The sequence below is a fragment of the Geodermatophilus sp. SYSU D01045 genome (assembly GCF_054050295.1).
In genome coordinates this window covers 202,755-218,877 of sequence record NZ_JBJGZB010000001.1, presented here as the reverse complement: position 1 = coordinate 218,877, position 16,123 = coordinate 202,755, and the positions used below count along the sequence as shown (strand labels likewise).

General features: G+C 74.9%; 15 protein-coding genes and 1 other RNA gene. 9 read left to right on the top strand and 7 right to left on the bottom strand.

Going from position 1 to position 16,123, the window contains the following annotated elements:
* Nucleotides 1–15: 15 nt before the first annotated feature.
* The 3 genes from ACI798_RS01165 (at nucleotide 16) to ssrA (ending at nucleotide 3,555) form a co-directional block, all read left to right on the top strand.
* On the top strand, nucleotides 16–1,620 hold the full coding sequence (locus tag ACI798_RS01165) for an SLC13 family permease (protein WP_456941284.1): 1,605 nt from the start codon (nucleotides 16–18) through the stop codon (nucleotides 1,618–1,620).
* Nucleotides 1,621–1,947: 327 nt separating this feature from the next.
* Nucleotides 1,948–3,090, top strand: coding sequence for a magnesium and cobalt transport protein CorA (locus tag ACI798_RS01160; RefSeq protein ID WP_456941285.1), 1,143 nt, complete (start codon nucleotides 1,948–1,950; stop codon nucleotides 3,088–3,090).
* Between the two features lie 89 nt (nucleotides 3,091–3,179).
* Nucleotides 3,180–3,555, top strand: a transfer-messenger RNA (tmRNA) gene (gene ssrA, locus ACI798_RS01155).
* Between the two features lie 113 nt (nucleotides 3,556–3,668).
* On the opposite strand, the gene ACI798_RS01150 is transcribed toward ssrA, so the two are convergent.
* The 4 genes from ACI798_RS01150 to ACI798_RS01135 all read right to left on the bottom strand — a co-directional run bounded on the left by ACI798_RS01150 (nucleotide 3,669) and on the right by ACI798_RS01135 (nucleotide 7,006).
* Nucleotides 3,669–4,169 (bottom strand): methyltransferase family protein, encoded by a 501-nt coding sequence (locus ACI798_RS01150; RefSeq protein WP_457046963.1) that lies wholly within the window; start codon nucleotides 4,167–4,169, stop codon nucleotides 3,669–3,671.
* A 47-nt stretch (nucleotides 4,170–4,216) separates the two neighbouring features.
* Complete coding sequence (locus tag ACI798_RS01145; protein ID WP_457046962.1) at nucleotides 4,217–4,966, bottom strand: hypothetical protein; 750 nt, start codon at nucleotides 4,964–4,966, stop codon at nucleotides 4,217–4,219.
* 52 nt (nucleotides 4,967–5,018) lie between these two features.
* Nucleotides 5,019–6,422, bottom strand: coding sequence for an MFS transporter (locus ACI798_RS01140; protein ID WP_457046961.1), 1,404 nt, complete (start codon nucleotides 6,420–6,422; stop codon nucleotides 5,019–5,021).
* A gap of 104 nt (nucleotides 6,423–6,526) precedes the next feature.
* Complete coding sequence (locus ACI798_RS01135) at nucleotides 6,527–7,006, bottom strand: hypothetical protein (protein ID WP_457046960.1); 480 nt, start codon at nucleotides 7,004–7,006, stop codon at nucleotides 6,527–6,529.
* A 345-nt stretch (nucleotides 7,007–7,351) separates the two neighbouring features.
* On the opposite strand from ACI798_RS01135, the gene ACI798_RS01130 reads away from it, so the two are divergent.
* The 5 genes from ACI798_RS01130 (at nucleotide 7,352) to ACI798_RS01110 (ending at nucleotide 11,653) form a co-directional block, all read left to right on the top strand.
* Nucleotides 7,352–7,972, top strand: coding sequence for a hypothetical protein (locus ACI798_RS01130; protein WP_457046959.1), 621 nt, complete (start codon nucleotides 7,352–7,354; stop codon nucleotides 7,970–7,972).
* Between the two features lie 75 nt (nucleotides 7,973–8,047).
* Nucleotides 8,048–8,896, top strand: a complete 849-nt coding sequence (locus ACI798_RS01125) for an MEDS domain-containing protein (protein WP_456941291.1) — start codon at nucleotides 8,048–8,050, stop codon at nucleotides 8,894–8,896.
* A complete protein-coding gene (locus ACI798_RS01120; protein WP_457046958.1) occupies nucleotides 8,893–10,071 on the top strand; it encodes an anti-sigma factor RsbA family regulatory protein in 1,179 nt (392 codons plus the stop codon). Before ACI798_RS01125 ends, ACI798_RS01120 begins: the two co-directional genes overlap by 4 nt.
* Nucleotides 10,072–10,188: 117 nt before the next feature.
* Nucleotides 10,189–11,106, top strand: coding sequence for an oxygen-binding di-iron domain-containing protein (locus ACI798_RS01115; RefSeq protein WP_456941293.1), 918 nt, complete (start codon nucleotides 10,189–10,191; stop codon nucleotides 11,104–11,106).
* 100 nt (nucleotides 11,107–11,206) lie between these two features.
* A complete protein-coding gene (locus tag ACI798_RS01110; RefSeq protein WP_457046957.1) occupies nucleotides 11,207–11,653 on the top strand; it encodes an SRPBCC family protein in 447 nt (148 codons plus the stop codon).
* Between the two features lie 6 nt (nucleotides 11,654–11,659).
* On the opposite strand, the gene ACI798_RS01105 is transcribed toward ACI798_RS01110, so the two are convergent.
* The gene (locus tag ACI798_RS01105) at nucleotides 11,660–12,361 is read right to left on the bottom strand and encodes a DUF4386 domain-containing protein (protein WP_456941295.1); all 702 of its coding nucleotides are present in this window, start codon (nucleotides 12,359–12,361) and stop codon (nucleotides 11,660–11,662) included.
* A 93-nt stretch (nucleotides 12,362–12,454) separates the two neighbouring features.
* Between ACI798_RS01105 and ACI798_RS01100 the strand changes: the two genes are divergently transcribed.
* Entirely contained in the window at nucleotides 12,455–13,141 is a 687-nt protein-coding gene (locus ACI798_RS01100; RefSeq protein WP_456941296.1) for a TetR/AcrR family transcriptional regulator, read from the top strand.
* Between the two features lie 15 nt (nucleotides 13,142–13,156).
* On the opposite strand, the gene ACI798_RS01095 is transcribed toward ACI798_RS01100, so the two are convergent.
* Complete coding sequence (locus ACI798_RS01095) at nucleotides 13,157–14,812, bottom strand: FAD-dependent oxidoreductase (protein ID WP_456941297.1); 1,656 nt, start codon at nucleotides 14,810–14,812, stop codon at nucleotides 13,157–13,159.
* A 65-nt stretch (nucleotides 14,813–14,877) separates the two neighbouring features.
* Nucleotides 14,878–16,002, bottom strand: coding sequence for a hypothetical protein (locus tag ACI798_RS01090; protein WP_457046956.1), 1,125 nt, complete (start codon nucleotides 16,000–16,002; stop codon nucleotides 14,878–14,880).
* Nucleotides 16,003–16,123: the final 121 nt, after the last annotated feature.

Here is a 16,123-nt window from a genome sequence, read left to right as displayed (position 1 = left end):
CACCGGGGAGCTGCCATGACCACGACCGACCGTCCTCCGCAGCGCACCGACGTCGACGCCGCCTTCCGCGGCACGGCGACCTACCGCAGCCTGGGCGAGCAGCAGCTCAGCCCCGCCGAGGAGCGCTTCGAGAAGGGCCGCCGGACCGTCGGGCTGTTCCTCGCCCCGGTCGTGACGATCGTCTTCGCGCTGCTGCCGCTGGACCTGCCCCGTGACCAGCACATGCTCGCCGCGATCCTGCTGGGCGTCATCGTCCTGTGGATCACCGAGCCGGTGCCCATCCCGGTGGGCGGCCTCATCGGCGTCGGCGCGATCGTCGTCCTCGGGGTGGTGCCGGCCGACGACGCGGTGGCGCCGCTCGGCTCGACGACGGTGTTCACCTTCATCGGCGCGTTCATCCTGGCCGCCGCCATGCTCAAGCACGGCGTCGCGCGGCGGTTCGCGATGGCGATCCTGTCGATGCAGTGGGTCGGCGCCTCGACCGCGCGGGTGATCATCGCGTTCGGGTTGATCACGGCGCTGCTGTCGGCGTTCGTCTCCAACACCGCCACCGTGGCGATGCTGCTGCCCACGGCGATCGGCATCCTCTCCGTGATCGCCAAGCTCATGCAGGACAAGGGTCTGGTCCGGCCGGACTTCGACCCGCTGCGGCTGCGGGTCGGCGTCGCGCTGATGCTCATGCTGGCCTACGGCGCGAGCGTCGGCGGGCTGATCACCCCGGTCGGCACGCCGCCGAACCTGATCGGCCGCGGGCTGATCGAGGAGGCGACGGGGGAGCGGATCGGGTTCCTCGACTGGATGCTCATGGCGCTGCCGATCTGCGCGCTCATGTTCGTCGCGCTGGCCGCGGTCCTGCTGCTGCTCAACCGGCCGGAGATCAAGCGGATCGAGGGCGTGCACGAGTACGTGCAGCAGGAGCGCGCGCAGCTCGGCCCCGTCTCGCGGGCGGAGAAGAACACGCTGACCGCCTTCGGCATCACCGTCGCGTGCTGGATCTTCCCCGGCGTCATCGCGTTGACCGCCGGCACGGAGTCCGACCTCTACACGACGATCAGCGACCGGATGGACGAGGGCGTCATCGCCGTCCTCGGGGCGTCGCTGCTGTTCCTGCTGCCCACCGACTGGAAGCGGCGGGAGTTCACCCTCAACTGGTCCGACGCCGCGAAGATCGACTGGGGCACGATCCTGCTGTTCGGCACCGGGATCATCTTCGGCTCGCTGCTCGCCGACACCGGCCTGGCCGAGACCATCGGGAACAGCTCCGCCGACTGGCTCGGCCTGACCAGCACGTTCGCCATCACGGTCTTCGCGGTGATCCTGGCGATCGTCATCAGCGAGACGACGTCGAACACCGCCTCGGCCGCGGTCGTCGTGCCGATCATCATCCCGGTGGCCGTGGCGGCGAGCATCAACCCGTTCGTGCCCGCCCTGGCGGCGACCTTCGCGGCGTCCTTCGGGTTCATGCTGCCGGTGTCGACGCCGCAGAACGCCATCGTCTACGGCTCCGGCGTCGTGCCGATCACCAAGATGATCCGCTCGGGCATCTCCTTCGACGTCCTGGGCGCCCTGCTGATCGTGGTCCTGCTGCCGGTGATGGTGGACCTCGTCCTCAACGTCTGAGTCCTCGACGTCCGGGTCCTCGACGTCCGGGTCCTCGACGTCCGGGTCCTCGACGTCCGGGTCCTCGACGTCCGACGGGTGAACGGAGAGGGAAGTCTCCCTCTCCGGCGAGCACTCCCGCGCGGGCACGTGTCACGATGGACGACGGCCCGAGCGATGCCGGGCACCGGTCGACGGGAGGGAGGGCGAGCCGTGCGCAGCGAGCCCCCCAGTCCCAGTCCCGAGGCCCTCCCCGCCTAGCTCCCGGTCGTGCCGCGCGCGCCGGGGCGGTGCTGCGTGGAGGGCCTCCGCTGAGTCCCGCCGCCCAGCGTCCCCCGGGAGCCCGTCATGGCCGACCGTCGCCTCGCGCCCCTCACCGCCCTGTCCACCCTCGGCCGCCGTCCGCGGCCGCAGGTCCTGCGGCCGGTGCCGTCCCCGCCGCCGGCGCCGCCCCGGCCCGAGCGCCAGTCGCGCCTGGTCGACAACGCCGTCTACGCGAGCGGCCGGCGCATCGCCACCCCGCCGTCGGCGGAGGAGAGCCACGACTGGCTGACCGAGGGCTTCGAGGACCGGCTGGTGTGGCTGGGCCTGTACCGGCCCGAGCCCGCGGAGCTGGGGGAGCTCGCCGAGCAGTACGACCTGCCCGAGCTCGCCGTCGAGGACGCCATCCAGGCCCACCAGCGGCCCAAGTTCGAGCGCTACGGCGACACGCTGTTCGTCGTCCTCAAGGCCGCGCGGTACCTGGACGCGGCCGAGGAGGTCGAGTTCGGCGAGCTGCACCTGTTCCTCGGCCGGCAGTTCGCGATCACCGTCCGGCACGCCGAGTCGCCGGACCTGGCCCGCGTCCGGCGGCGGCTGGAGAGCGAGCCGGCGCTGCTGGCCAAGGGCAGCGAGGCGGTGCTGTACGCGATCCTCGACGCCGTCGTCGACGGGTACTCGCCGGTCGTCGCGGGCCTCGCCAACGACATCGACGAGATCGAGACCGAGGTCTTCCGCGGGGACCCCGGGGTCTCGCGGCGCATCTACGAGCTGTCGCAGGAGGTCCTGGAGTTCCAGCGGGCCGCCCAGCCGCTGACCGGGATCCTCGCCGCGATCACCGCCGGGTTCGACAAGTACGGCGTCGACGAGGAGCTGCGCAGCTACCTGCGCGACGTCGCCGACCACGTCACGCAGGTCAACGAGCGCATCGAGGCGTTCCGGCTGCAGCTGCGCGACATCCTCACCGTGAACGCGACCCTGGTGGCGCAGCGGCAAAACGACGAGATCCGCGAGCTGACCGAGGCCTCGATCGCGCAGGGCGAGGAGGTCAAGAAGATCTCCGCGTGGGCGGCCATCCTGTTCGCGCCGACGCTGGTGGGCACGGTCTACGGGATGAACTTCGACGACATGCCCGAGCTGTCGTGGCACCTGGGCTACCCGTTCGCGCTGGTGCTGATGCTGGGCGTGAGCCTGACGCTGTACGCCGTCTTCAAGCGCCGCGACTGGATCTGACGACCGGCGCCACCCGGTGGTCGACGTCCCGTGGCGTCGGGGGAACAACCCGGTGGCCAGGCCGGTTACGATGGGTGCACAACTACACAGGGGGTGAATGGTCTCGACTGCGGTCGGGTGACCAGGGGAAGCGAGCCGAGGAAGCCGACGATGAGCTCGTTAACCACGCGTCGGAAAACACACAAGCGCCGACAAGAGTCAGCGCGCGTACGCCCTCGCTGCCTGATCAGCGAGTGTGACGCTGTCAGCCCGGGTTCCGTCATCGGCCCGGTGTCTGGCATCAGCTAGATGACTCACCGTGCGTGCCGGTCGCGGGCGCGCACGGGACACCTCACAGCGACTGGGCCCGTCATCCCGTCTCGTCCGTGAGATCGGGAGGGTCGAGCAGAGGCGCAGCGGACTGCGCTCGGAGAAGCCCTGGTGATGCGTCGCAGGACGCGGGTTCGATTCCCGCCACCTCCACCCCTGGGTCCCGGCCGATGCCGGGGCCCGCTGCCGGCGGAGAGCCGGGGGACACGGCGAACAGTCGTGCCCCCCGGCTCTCCGCCGTCCGCGGGCTGGAGACCTCCTTCCGCCCGTCAGCTCCAGGGCCGCAGCCGCGGGATCCACCCCCGGACGTTCCGCCGGTACTCCCGGTACTGGTCGCCGTACTGGAGCTCCCGGGTCGGCTCCTCGTAGCCCCGCACGAACGCCACCACCGCGAGGAGCACGACGCCCGCGTGGAGCAGGGCACCCCAGCTCCCGAACAGCAGTGCCTGCCCGAGGACGATCGCCAGCACCGCCAGGTACATGGGGTTGCGCACGTGCCGGTACGGCCCCACGACGACGAGACGCGCGGTCGGCACCGGTGGCGCGGGCGTCCCGTCGGCACGCGCGAAACGGGCGAAGGCGTCGAGCAGCACGACGACCCCGCCGAGGACGGCGACGGCCGCCACGATCGCGACCGGCCAGACCCAGGCGCCCGTCCACGGGATCCGCCAGCCGGTGATCAGCCCCGGGACCAGCCCGGCCACCACGCCCGGTGTGAGCACGAGGAACACGAGCGTGCCGGCCCGTGCCCGGACCCGCACGCGATCCACCGGCCGAGGGTGGCCACGGCGCCCGGTGCGCTGCCGGGTCCGCCGCCCTACCGGTGCGACTCCCGTGCCAGGCGCCGGTGCCTGGCCTCCGCCCGCTTCCGGATCCCGCGCAGCATGCGCCGCATCATCGGGTAGTCCCCGAACTCCATCAACACGACCGTGCCCAGGACCAGCGGCCGCGACCACTCGTAGACGGTGGCCAGCCGGGTGACCAGCCTCGTCCGTCCGCCGGGGAGCGGCACCAGGCGCCAGGCGAAGGTCCGGTTCGGGGTCCGCCACAGCAGCCACTCCGGGGCGACGAAGCCGTCGACGACGAACGCCGTCCGCTCCGACGGCCGCGGGACCATCGCCAGCCGCTGGCCGACGTGGATGTCCTGCAGCTCGGGGACGACGTCCCGGGCGCTGGGGAGCGCGAAGTCGTCGAGCAGGTCGTCGGCGTACCAGCCGCCGCGCCGGTACCCCACCTGCACCAGCCACGGCCACACCTCCTCCGGAGGGGCGGAGACGGTGATCGCCCGGGTGGCGACGTACTGGGCGCGGGGGAGCAGGTCGTCCCCGGGCATCGGCGCCGCGACCTCCTCGGGACGGGCCCCCCACGTGCGGTGCCGGCGCCGGAACAGCGGGGCGACCAGGCAGAGCGGCAGGTCGACGACGGCGTTCGCCAGCTGGCGGGGCAGGTCTGCCGCGGTGTCGCGGTACGACGGCGGTCGCGCGCGGGACGAGGGCGGCGTCCTCGGGGCGACGGCGGCCGGCCCGTGCTGGGGGTCCGGCGGTGCGACGGCGTCGGGAAGGGACATCTGCGCTCCTCGAGGGGGTTCGGGTCCGTGCCGCGGCCCGGCGCGGCCGGCGCTACGTCGGGAGCGGGGTGCGACCGGTCGCTCGCGCCGCGAGGAGCCTCCGCGACTCGGTGACGAGCGTGACGATCCCGGTCACGAGCAGCACGGCGGCGAGGACGCCGAGGACGAGCTCGATGCCGCCGCTCGTGGCCCGGCCGTCCCCGGTGGCCTCCACGACGGCCGTGGCGGCCACCACGCCGACGCCGCCGACGCTGATGAGGACGGTGAGGAGCACGCTCGTGCCCTCCGCGGAGCGCGCGGGCGGCAGGACGTTCTGCACGGCGACCTGGCCGAGGGAGAAGCCCATGCCGGTGGTGACGCCGCAGAGCGCGAGCGCGACGACGTAGAGCGGCAGCGGGCCGGCCACGGCCAGCAGCACCAGCGCCGGCGCGGCCAGCAGGACGGCCACCCCCATGACGATCCCCGCCGGGAAGTGCACGGAGAGCGGCCCGGCCAGGGGCCCGCACGAGGCCAGCCCGACCGAGGAGGCGAGGAAGACCAGTCCCGCGGCGGCCGCGGACAGCCCCCGGACGTCCTGCAGCTCGAGGGTCGCGAGGACGATGAACACGCAGGCCCCGATGTTGGCGACGGTGCCGGCGACGGTGAGCACCACGAACACCCGGTCGCGCACCAGCGACGGGCGCACCAGGGGTGCCGGGACCCGCGTCTCCACCACCGCGAACACCGCGAGCAGCGCGGAGCCGGCCACCAGCGGCACGATCGTGACCGGGCTCGCCCAGCCCTCGGCGCCGACGTCGTCGATGGCGACGCTGACGAGGGCGAGCCCCCCGACCACCGAGACCACGCCCCACCAGTCCAGCTGCCGGAGCGTGCGGGGCCCGGTCTCGTCGCGGGACTCGGGCAGTCGCCGGACCCCCCAGAACGCCAGCGCGGCGATGGGGACGTTGAGCAGGAACACCCACCGCCAGCTGACCTCCGAGGCCAGCACGCCGCCGACGACCGGGCCCAGCGCCGTCCCGACGCCGGCGATGCCCAGCAGGGTGCCGGTGACCCGCGGCCGCTCGCCCTCGGTCGTCGCGTTGGTCACCAGCGCCAGCGCCGTCGGCATGATCATGGCGGCGCCGAGGCCCTGCGCCACGCGGGCGGCGATCAGCACCGGGACCGCCGAGGTGAGCCCGCACACCAGCGACGTCAGCGCGAACACGGTGGTGCCGAGCAGCAGCACGCGACGCCGTCCCAGCACGTCACCCGATCGTCCGGCCGGGATCAGCAGCGACCCCAGGGCGATCATGTAACCGCTCAGCAGCCACTGCAGGTCCGTCGTGGTCGACCCGAGGTCGGCCGCGATGGTCGGGAGCGCCAGGGCGAGCGAGAAGAAGTCCAGCTGGATGCAGAACAGCGCCCCGGCCACGGGCAGGAACGGCAGCGTCCGCCGCAGGGTCCCGGGTGTCGTCATGAACGACCGCCCCCTCGTCGCGCCCGGCCAGTGTCGCAGCGCGGAGGCGCGGGCGACAACGACCTCGACCGCGGCCGCGCCCGGTCAGGACCGCCGGGGCGGCGTCACGTGCGCAGGCCCTCCGCGGGCGCGGAGAACAGGGCGGCCGCGTTGTCGTCGAGGAGGGCGAAGCCGTCGACCATCTGGGCGCTCACCCGCCAGCGTCCGGGGGCCGCGTCCCGGCGGAACCGCCACGTGTGGAAGGCCTGCCCGGTGAACTCCTCGCTCACCGCGGCCTCGGGGAGCCGGCGGCGCAGGAAGAAGCGCAGCCGGGTCCGTGCCGTCAGCTCGTCCTCGGAGGTACGCCGGGCGTCCATCACCTGCAGGACCTCGTGGGACTCGTCGAAGAACACCGACCGGGAGGCGAGGAAGTCGGCCAGCCCGTCCGGCCCGCGCCACACACGGCCGCCGACGAACCCCGTCTCGAAGTCCTCCGTCAGGACCTCCGCCAGCATCTCCTCCGCGGGCACGTGCGCCTGGAGGAGGCGGAAGTAGTCCTCGATCGCGGTCAGGACCAGGGGCTCGAGGACCTCGGGATCTGCCATGGGATCTCCCTGTGCGCTACCGGCGCAGCCGGCGTCATGCTCGCACCACGAGGGGCTCCGGGGGAGGGAGAGCCGCCCCCGGCTCCGGGGGGACGGCCGCGGGGGCCGCCACCACGGGGCGGATCACGTCCTCCAGGCCGGCAGAGCCGAGCCGGTCGTCGGCGACCGTGCCGCGTGGGCAGGACGGGAGGGGCTCCGTCGCACGGCTGTCGCGGGCCCCGTCGACGGCCAGGGGCCCGCCGGGCGGGACGCTCGGCTCTGTCGTGCGCGGCGGGAGGCGGGGACAGTGGGCCGCGCGGCGATGCCGCAGGGGCACCGCCGCCTGCTCGAGAGAGGAGCGGTGGCATGTACGCCCGGACCACCACCATCCGCGGCAACCCGGAGCGCGTCGACGCCGGCATCACCTACACGCGCAACGAGGTGCTGCCCGTGATGCGGCACGTGGACGGTTTCGTCGGCCTCTCGATGCTCGTCGACCGGGACGCCGGCCGCTGCATCGTCACCTCCGCCTGGGAGGACGAACGGGCCATGCGCTCCAGCGCCGCGCAGGTGCGCCCGATGCGCGTGCAACTGGTCGGGGTGTTCGGCGGTGAGCCGGAGGTCCGGGAGTGGCAGATCGCGGTCCTGCACCGCGCGCACGAGACCCACGACGGCGCCTGGGCGCGGCTGACCTGGACGCGCGGGGACCTCGCGGGCATCGACCGGGCACTCGAGGTCTACCGCTCGACGACGATGCCGCGGATCGAGCAGATGCCGGGCTTCTGCAGCCTCAGCCTCCTGGTCGACCACGACAGCGACCTGGCGGTGGGCACCGTCACCTTCGACGACCGCGACGCGCTCGAGGCCTCCCGGGAACAGGCCCGGTCCCTCCGCGAGGAGTCCGTCCGTGCGATGGGCCGGGAGGTGGTCGACGTCGCCGAGATGGAGCTCGTCCTCGCCCACCTGCGGGTACCCGAGACCGTCTGAGCGGCCTGCCGCGCGGGCCCGAGCGAGGGCCCCGGCCGGGAGGCCGGGCGGGGTCGTGCGGCGTAGCGTGGACCCGTGCCCGGATCGGGTCACGCCGGCTCCGTCCGGAGCCGTGGTGCACGAGGTCACCTCTGCGTCCTCCACGACGACGTCGCGGAGTACCGCCGCCGCGTCGTCGCCTTCTTCGCCGAGGGCCTGCGCGACGGCCTGCGCGTGGTCTACGTCGCCTCCGGGTCCCCCGAGGGAGCGGCGGAGGACCTCGCCGGGCTCGGGGACCTCGAACGGCTGCAGCGTGGCGGCAGCCTCCAGGTCCTGACGCTCGGTGACGTGTACGGATCCGGCGGTCCGGTGCGGGCCGGCGAGGTGGTACGGCACTGGGCGGCGGCGACCGAGCGGGCCCTGGCCGACGGCTTCCGGGGGCTGCGGGTCAGCGCGGAGGGTTCTGAGCTGCTCCGCCCCCCGCACCAGCGGGACGCCTTCGCCCGGTACGAGTTCCTCGTGGGGCGCTACATGGCCGACCACCCGATGTCGGCCCTGTGCGGCTTCTCGACCGACCTCGGGATCGACCTCGTGACCGAGTTCGCCGCACTGCACGCCCCCGATCCGTCCGGGCAGCCGGCCCTGGGGGTCTCCGCCCGCACCGACGGCGCGCTCGGCCTCACCGGGGAGACCGACCCGGTCGCCGTCACCGCGCTCGGGCGGGTGCTGGCCCGCCTGGGGGCGGGAGCCGACACCGGGACGCTGGTCGTCGACATGGGCGACGTCGAGTACGTCGACCACCGGTTGCTGCGGACCCTCGACGACTACGTCCGCCGGACCGGGGTACGTCTGACCATCAGATCGACCCCGCCGTTCGCGGCCCGGCTGCTGGACCTGTTGCCGGCGTCCTACCTGCGGCTCGCAGACGTGGGAGCGGAGTCATGAGAACGGGTGCCGCACGGGGCCGGACCGGCAACTTCCACGAGGCCGGCTTCTACTCGTCGGACGACGAGTTCCTGGCGCTCATCGTGCCCTTCGTGACCCAGGGCACCACCGTCGGCGAGCCGGTGGTCATCGGGTACGACAGCCGCAAGTGCGACCTGCTCCGGGCGGCGCTGCCCCGGCCGGACGGGGTCACCTTCATCGAGGACGCGAGCCTCTACGCCTCGCCCGCGCGCGCCATCGAGGCGTACCGCCAGCAGTTCGAGCGGCACGTGGCCGCCGGCGCGGGGCAGGTCCGGATCGCCGGCGACGTCCCGCACGAGGGCAACGGCGGGCGGTTCGAGGGCTGGGACCGGTACGAGTCGGCGGTCAACGTCGTCTGGCAGGACTACCCGGTGTGGAGCCGCTGCCTGTACGACGCCACCACCGTGCCGGACGCCGTGCGCGAGGTCGTCGGCCGCACCCACCCCCGCCTGGTCACCCCGGACGGCGGCGCCGGCGCCAGCCCGCGGTACCAGGACGTCGCCGAGTTCGAGGGGCTGCCGCCGGCCGTCGACCCGCTGGAGCGGACGGCGCCGGTCGTCGACCTGACCGACGTCTCGCTGAAGCAGACCCGGCGCCGCGTCCGCGACGCCGTGCAGGACCTGGTCGGCGCCACGGCGCTCGACGAGCTGCTGTTCGCGCTGTCCGAGGCCGTCGTCAACGCGCAGCTGTACGGCCGGCCGCCCACCACCGTCCGGGCCTGGACCGGGGACGGCCGCGTCGTCGTGCACGTGCACGACACCGGCCCCGGGCCCGCCGACCCCCTCACCGGTCTGGTCCCCGCCCCCGACAGCGCGGCCGGCGCCGGGCTCGGCCTGTGGCTCAGCTGCCGGCTCGCCGAGGTCGACGTCGCGCTCCTCACCACCGACGGCTGCACCGTCCGGGTCCGCACCGGCCGGCCGCCCGCCCCCGCGCCGGAGGCCGGGGGCGTCCCGGTCCTGCGTCCCGGCACCGCGCGCGGGGAACTCCGCGGTCCGGGCGCCGTCCACGCCGTCGACGGCGACGGCTCGTCGTTCTGCGGGAGCGTGCCCGCCGACCGACTCGACCCGGTCGGGGACCGCTCCTGGTCCGACGTCCCTCCCGAGGAGCGGTGCCGCCGGTGCGGGCTCCTGGTGGACCACCACGGCCTCGGCTAGCGGCGTCCCTCCCGTGCGTCCTCCGAGGACAAGGACCCTGGTGGGTGCCGGGGGAGCCGCCCTACGTTCGGGGCGGCCGAGGAGGCGGCCACCGAGCGCGACCACCGGAGGCGTCCCATGGACAGCCCCTACCGGGGTCAGGCCGACGTCCACGTCCTGCCCACCAACCTCTCCCTGCCGGGGGTCGGCGTCCTCCCGATCAACGCCTACCTGATCACGTCCGAGGAACCGGTCCTCATCGACAGCGGCCTGGCCGTCGACGCGGACCAGTTCCTCGACGCGGTCGGCTCGATCGTCGACCTGGAGGCCCTGAAGTGGGTGTGGCTCACCCACGACGACGCCGACCACACCGGGAACGTCCAGCGCATCATGGAGGCGGCCCCGAACGCGCGGCTGGTCACGCACGGGTTCTCCGCCCTGCGCATGTCGACGTGGTGGCCCGTCCCGATGGAGCGCGTGCACGCCATCCGGGCCGGCGACGAGATCCACGTGGGGGACCGCACGCTCACCGCGGTCGCCCCGCCGCTGTTCGACAACCCGATGTCCCTCGGGATCCTGGACCGCTCCACCGGGGCGCTGTTCACCGTCGACGCCTTCGGGGCGCTGCTCCCCGAGCCCACGCAGGACGCGGCCGACGTGTCCCCGGAGGCCCTCGCGGGCGGCATGATCGGCTGGGCCACGGCGGACTCGCCCTGGGTGCACATCACGGACGAGGCCGAGTTCGGCCGGGTCCTCGACCGCGTCCGGCAGATCCAGCCCCGGCGGATCTTCTCCTCGCACCTCCCCGTCGCGAGCGGGACGGAGCTGGAGGAGTTCCTGCGCGTGCTGGCACAGGTCCCCACCGCCGAGCGGTTCGTGCCACCGGACGCCGAGCAGTTCACCGACATGATCAAGGCCATGGCGGAGATGCAGCGCGCCGGCGAGCAGGTCCCCGCGACCCCGACGGTGGCCGACGCGGCACCCGGGCCGGGCGTGTCCCCGCCGGCGCCGCGAGGGCCCACGTCGCCGGCGGGCGAGACCGTCCGGAGCCCGTAGCCGCACACCCAGGGGTCCCGTGGCCGCAGGACCCCCGGGCGGCTCCGGCCGGCGGCCGGACCCCTCGCGCCCGGTCCGGTGCGGCGGGATCATGCCGGGCGTGGGCCGGCAGGTCGACGTCCGTACCGAGACGGTCATCCGCCGTCCCCGGGCGGAGGTGGCCGCCTACGCCGGGGACCCCGCGAACGCCCCCGGGTGGTACGCGAACATCGAGTCGGTCGACTGGCGGACCGCGCCGCCGGTCGCGGTCGGGTCCCGGGTGGACTTCGTCGCCCGCTTCCTCGGCCGCCGGCTCGCCTACACCTACGAGGTCACCGAGCTGGTGCCCGGCGAGCGACTGGTCATGCGGACGGCTCAGGGGCCCTTCCCCATGGAGACGACCTACGCCTGGGAGGCGCTGGACGACGGCCGGACCCGGATGGTGCTGCGCAACCGCGGCCGGCCGCACGGGTTCTCCCAGTGGGTGGCGCCGCTCCTGGCGGGCGCCGTCCGCCGGGCCAACCGCGCCGACCTCGCCCGGCTGCGGGCAGTGCTGGAAGTGCACTGACCGACGTCAGGCCGGGACCGGCACCGGCCGGGCGGGGCCGGACTGCACGGGGGCCGCGGGGCTGCGGAAGCCCCGCGCGATCAGGTACACCGCGAGGCCCATCTCCCAGACGGTCACGGGGAGGGCGGCGAGCCCGGCCACGGCGGACACCTGGTCGTGGAGGCCGAACAGGACCGCGGTCGAGGAGAGGAACACCACCGGGCCGCCGACCAGGCCGGTCACCGCGATCCACCGGGGTGCCAGGCGGCCCCGGTACACCAGCGTGGCCAGCAGCAGCGTGTTGACGCCGATGACCAGGCCGGGGCCGACGAGGAACGTCGCGTCGTGCAGGGCCACCAGCCCGCGGGCGACGCCGACCAGGGACGCGTCGTGGTCGCCCTGCCGCAGCGCGACCACCGCGAGGACGCTGACGATCCCGGTGACGATCACCGCCGCCTCGAGCAGCCGCCCGCACACGTAGCCGAGGGCCAGCGCCCGGCCGTGCCGCTCGACGACCGGGTAGGCCGTGACCGCGGTGCCGATGCACGCCGCGGCCAGTCCGACCTCCAGCAGCGCGCCCCAGCGCACCTGCGTGTCGGCGCCGGCGCCCAGCACGTACCCGGGGTCGCCGAGCAGCGGCTGGTACAGCGCCAGCGCCGCGACCGCGGTGACCGCGGCGACCAGGAAGAACACGCCCGTGACGACGGCGGCTCCGCGGGACTCCCTCACGACCTGCTGCTCCCTCCGATGGTGGTGTACGGCGTACACCGACGGCGGGGACGGTACGGTGTACGCCGTACACCCGTCAAGCAGGAGGGTCGGATGGCACGGGAGCCCCTGAACCGGGCGCGCGTCCTCGCGGCCGCGGTGGCGCTCGCCGACGAGGCCGGCCTGGCCGCGGTGAGCATGCGGCGGCTGGCCCAGGAGCTCGGCGTCGTCCCCATGGCGCTGTACAAGCACGTCGCCGACAAGGACGAGCTGCTCGACGGGATGGTCGACGTCGTCATCGGGGAGTTCGAGGAGCCCGGCCCGGGCTCGGACTGGCGGACCGCGGTCCGGCAGCGGCTGCTCTCCGCCCGCCGGGCGGTGCTCCGGCACGCCTGGGCGCGGCAGGCGATCGAGTCGCGCACCCACCGGACGCCCGCCGTCCTCGGCCACATGGACGCCGTCGCCGGCACCTTCCGGGCCGGCGGGTTCTCCGTCGACCTCACCCACCACCTCATGCACGCCCTCGGCAACCGCATCTGGGGCTTCAGCCCGGAGCTGTTCGACGCACCGCGCGACGACGAGGCGCCGGAGCCGACCCCGGAGGAGCGGCAGGCGGTGGCCGCCGAGTTCGCGCGGCGGTTCCCGCACGTGCTGGAGATCGCCACGGCGGCCACCGGCGGCGACCTGTCCGGCGTCGGGCAGGGGTGCGACGAGGACTTCGAGTTCGCCTTCGCCCTCGACCTGCTGCTCGACGGCGCCGAGCGGCTGCACGCGCGGGGCTGGCGCAGCTCGCCGTCCTGACGGGTGCGCGGCGGCTCAGGCGGCGAGGAGCTGGTGGACCAGCCGGATCGCGATCGAGCCCTCGCCGACGGCGGAGGCCACGCGCTTGACCGACCCGTGCCGGGCGTCGCCGGCCGCGAGGACGCCCGGGACGCTGGTCTCCAGCGGCAGCGGGGGACGGCCGAGGGCGCGGGCCGCGCCGGCGCTCACGTCCGGCCCGGTCATGACGAAGCCCCCGGGGTCGCGCTCGACGGCCGGCGGCAGCCAGTCGGTGTGCGGCCGGGCGCCGATCAGGAGGAACAGCGCGTGCGCGCGCACCGTCTCCACCGCGCCACTGGCCCGGTCGCGCAGCACGAGGTGGTCGAGCCGGCCGTCGCCGCCCCCGCCGACGACCTCGGTGCCGGTCCGCACCTCGATGCCGGGGGTGCCCTCGACCTGGCGCACGAGGTAGTGCGACATCCCGGCGTCCAGCGACGCGGCCCGGACCACGAGCGTGACCCGCGCCGCGAACCGGGCCAGGTGCAGCGCCGCCTGCCCGGCCGAGTTGGCGCCCCCGACGACGTAGACCTCCTCGCCCGCCACCAGCGGGGCCTCCGACGCCGCGGCGCCGTAGGAGACGCCGGCCCCGCGCAGCGCCTCGAGCGACTCCACCCCGAGGCGGCGGTAGCTCGCGCCCGGGGCGAGGACCACCGCACGGGCGACCACGACCCCGCCGGTGGCGAGCGAGACGACGATGCCGTCGGACTCCCGCACCAGGTCCGTGACCTCCTGCATGAACGCGAACCGGGCCCCGAACAGCCACGCCTGCTCGTAGGCGCGGCGCGCCAGCTCCCCGCCGGTCACGCCGCGGGGGAAGCCCAGGTAGTTGCGGATCGCCGAGCTGGAGGTCGCCTGGCCGCCGATGCTGCCGGAGTCGACGACGATCGTGCGCAGGCCCTCGGAGGCGCCGTACACGCCCGCGGACAGGCCGGCGGGCCCGCACCCGACGATCACCAGGTCGTACCGGTCGCCGGACGGGTCGATCGCCGTCCCCGCCGACTGCGCGATGTCGAGGTCGGTGGGGTCCTCGAGCACCGTCCCGTCGGGCATGACCAGCAGCGGCAGCCTCCGGTGCTCCCGGTCGGTGAGCAGGGCGCGGCCCTCGTCGGAGTCCGCCAGGCAGAAGCGGTGCGGCATCGCGCAGCGGCCGAGCACCTCGCGCAGCTCGTACGCCCGCCCGCTCCAGGTCTCCCCGACGACGTCGATGGTGTGCGGCGCGCGGTGCCGCGTCTGCGCCCACGCGAGCAGGAACCCCGAGACCGCCTGGTGGAACTGCTCGTCCGGCGGCGACGCCGGCCGCACCAGGTAGTGGTCGATGCGGCCGCGGGCGATCGCCTCGAGGACCGCGTCCCCGGTGCCCGGGTCCCCGACGTGCCCCCACGGGACGAGCAGCGCGCGCTCGGCGTCCGGGAACCGGCTGCGCACCTCCGCCAGCAGCTCCGTGCCCGGGGCGCCGGAGACCGTCTCGCCCGCGAGGACGAGGGCGACCTCCTCGCCGGCCTGCGCGAGCTCGTCCAGCGAGGCGAGTGCCTCGTCCGCCGACCCCAGGCACAGGACGCGGTAGTCCCGCTCGTACCGGCTGCACAGCTCCCGCCCGACGGCGCCCAGCAGGGCCGGGTCGTCGTCGACGGCCATCAGCACCGGACCGCTCATGCGGGCGGAGCGTAGGGAGCCGACGCCGGGCGGCCCAGGGTCGTGGGACCCGGGACCGGCCGGGGTCAGTCGTGCGGCGGGGTGAGCCGGCGCGGCACGCAGGCGTTGACCAGTTCCGCGCCGTGCAGCTGGGGGTAGGTGGCCGCGCACCACGCCTCGACGTCGGCCCGCCCGGCGGCGCCGGTGTCGACCACGGTGATCCACCAGGGGTCGCCGTCGGGTGCGGTCGACCGCCGCCCGAAGTCGGTGCCCTGCAGGACGTACAGCGCCGACGGGTCGGTCACCGTGGCCAGCCCGGCCCGGCTCTCGGCCAGGACGTCGACGGCGGAGAAGGTGTGCGAGCCGTCCTGCGCGGTCTGCAGCGGGTCGGTGGTGCCGACGTCCTTGGACGCGAGCTGGGCGACCCACCGGCCGTCCAGGGGCACCCGGGCCAGCGACTCCTCCCGCAGCGCCGCGAGCTCGGCCAGCGCGCGGGCCTCCGCCTCGGGCTCTCCCGCGTCCTCCTGCGGCTCGGCGGCCGCGGCGGTGCTCGGTGCGGGCTGCTCGGCGCCGGGCGCGCACGGCGGCAGGTCGCCGCGCGCCGGGACGGGCGTGCACGGGCCGGTGTCGACGCGGGCGGCGACGCCGGTCCACCACGAGGTGGCACCCATGGCCCCGGCCCACGACAGCGAGACGTGCACGTGGTCGGTGTGCGGGCTGGCGCCGTCGTACGGCTGCCACCCCCGGCCCGGCGACCAGATCTCCCGGTCCCAGATGACGTACATGACGCCGAGCCGCCGCGCCGCCCAGGCGGACTCGCCGGAGGGGCCGGGCGCGGCGAGCCACGCCAGGAACCCCTCGGCGACGGCCCGCTGCGCCGGGACGCCCGCGTCGAGCATCCAGTCGAGGGCGCGGCCCTCCTTGTGCTCGCTGGGCCCGCCGACGGCGCAGTCGCGGGAGATGCCGACGCTGCCGGCGCCGTAGTGGGCCAGCAGCGCGTCGGCCAGGTCGCGCGTGCCGGGCTTCGGTGCGGGGTCGCAGACCGCCTGGGCGACGTAGGGGGCGGGCGCCTCGACCGTCGGCGGCGCGGCCGCCGGGGCGGTCGGCCCCGCGGCGGTGGCGGAGGCGGGGGACGCGAGCAGCACGGCCGCAAGGCTCCCGGCGAGGACGGCGCCGACCAGCGTGCGGCGGGGGAGCGGGGTCGGGCGCACGGCGTCCTCCGCGGTCTCGGGAGTCCGGCGCGGCTCATCCCAGGGGGACGGCGCGGCGGCGGTCCAGCCCCCGGGTCGTCCGCGTTCCGGCTCCGCGGCGTGGCGGTACGGCCTGCGACCG

What these genes read in the sequence shown, in the direction of transcription:
- ACI798_RS01165 (WP_456941284.1), top strand. Translation starts at nt 16, where the DNA reads ATGACCACGACCGACCGTCCTCCGCAGCGCACCGACGTCGACGCCGCC.
- ACI798_RS01160 (WP_456941285.1), top strand. Translation starts at nt 1,948, where the DNA reads ATGGCCGACCGTCGCCTCGCGCCCCTCACCGCCCTGTCCACCCTCGGC.
- ACI798_RS01145 (WP_457046962.1), bottom strand. Translation starts at nt 4,966, where the DNA reads ATGTCCCTTCCCGACGCCGTCGCACCGCCGGACCCCCAGCACGGGCCG.
- ACI798_RS01140 (WP_457046961.1), bottom strand. Translation starts at nt 6,422, where the DNA reads ATGACGACACCCGGGACCCTGCGGCGGACGCTGCCGTTCCTGCCCGTG.
- ACI798_RS01135 (WP_457046960.1), bottom strand. Translation starts at nt 7,006, where the DNA reads ATGGCAGATCCCGAGGTCCTCGAGCCCCTGGTCCTGACCGCGATCGAG.
- ACI798_RS01130 (WP_457046959.1), top strand. Translation starts at nt 7,352, where the DNA reads ATGTACGCCCGGACCACCACCATCCGCGGCAACCCGGAGCGCGTCGAC.
- ACI798_RS01120 (WP_457046958.1), top strand. Translation starts at nt 8,893, where the DNA reads ATGAGAACGGGTGCCGCACGGGGCCGGACCGGCAACTTCCACGAGGCC.
- ACI798_RS01115 (WP_456941293.1), top strand. Translation starts at nt 10,189, where the DNA reads ATGGACAGCCCCTACCGGGGTCAGGCCGACGTCCACGTCCTGCCCACC.
- ACI798_RS01100 (WP_456941296.1), top strand. Translation starts at nt 12,455, where the DNA reads ATGGCACGGGAGCCCCTGAACCGGGCGCGCGTCCTCGCGGCCGCGGTG.
- ACI798_RS01095 (WP_456941297.1), bottom strand. Translation starts at nt 14,812, where the DNA reads ATGAGCGGTCCGGTGCTGATGGCCGTCGACGACGACCCGGCCCTGCTG.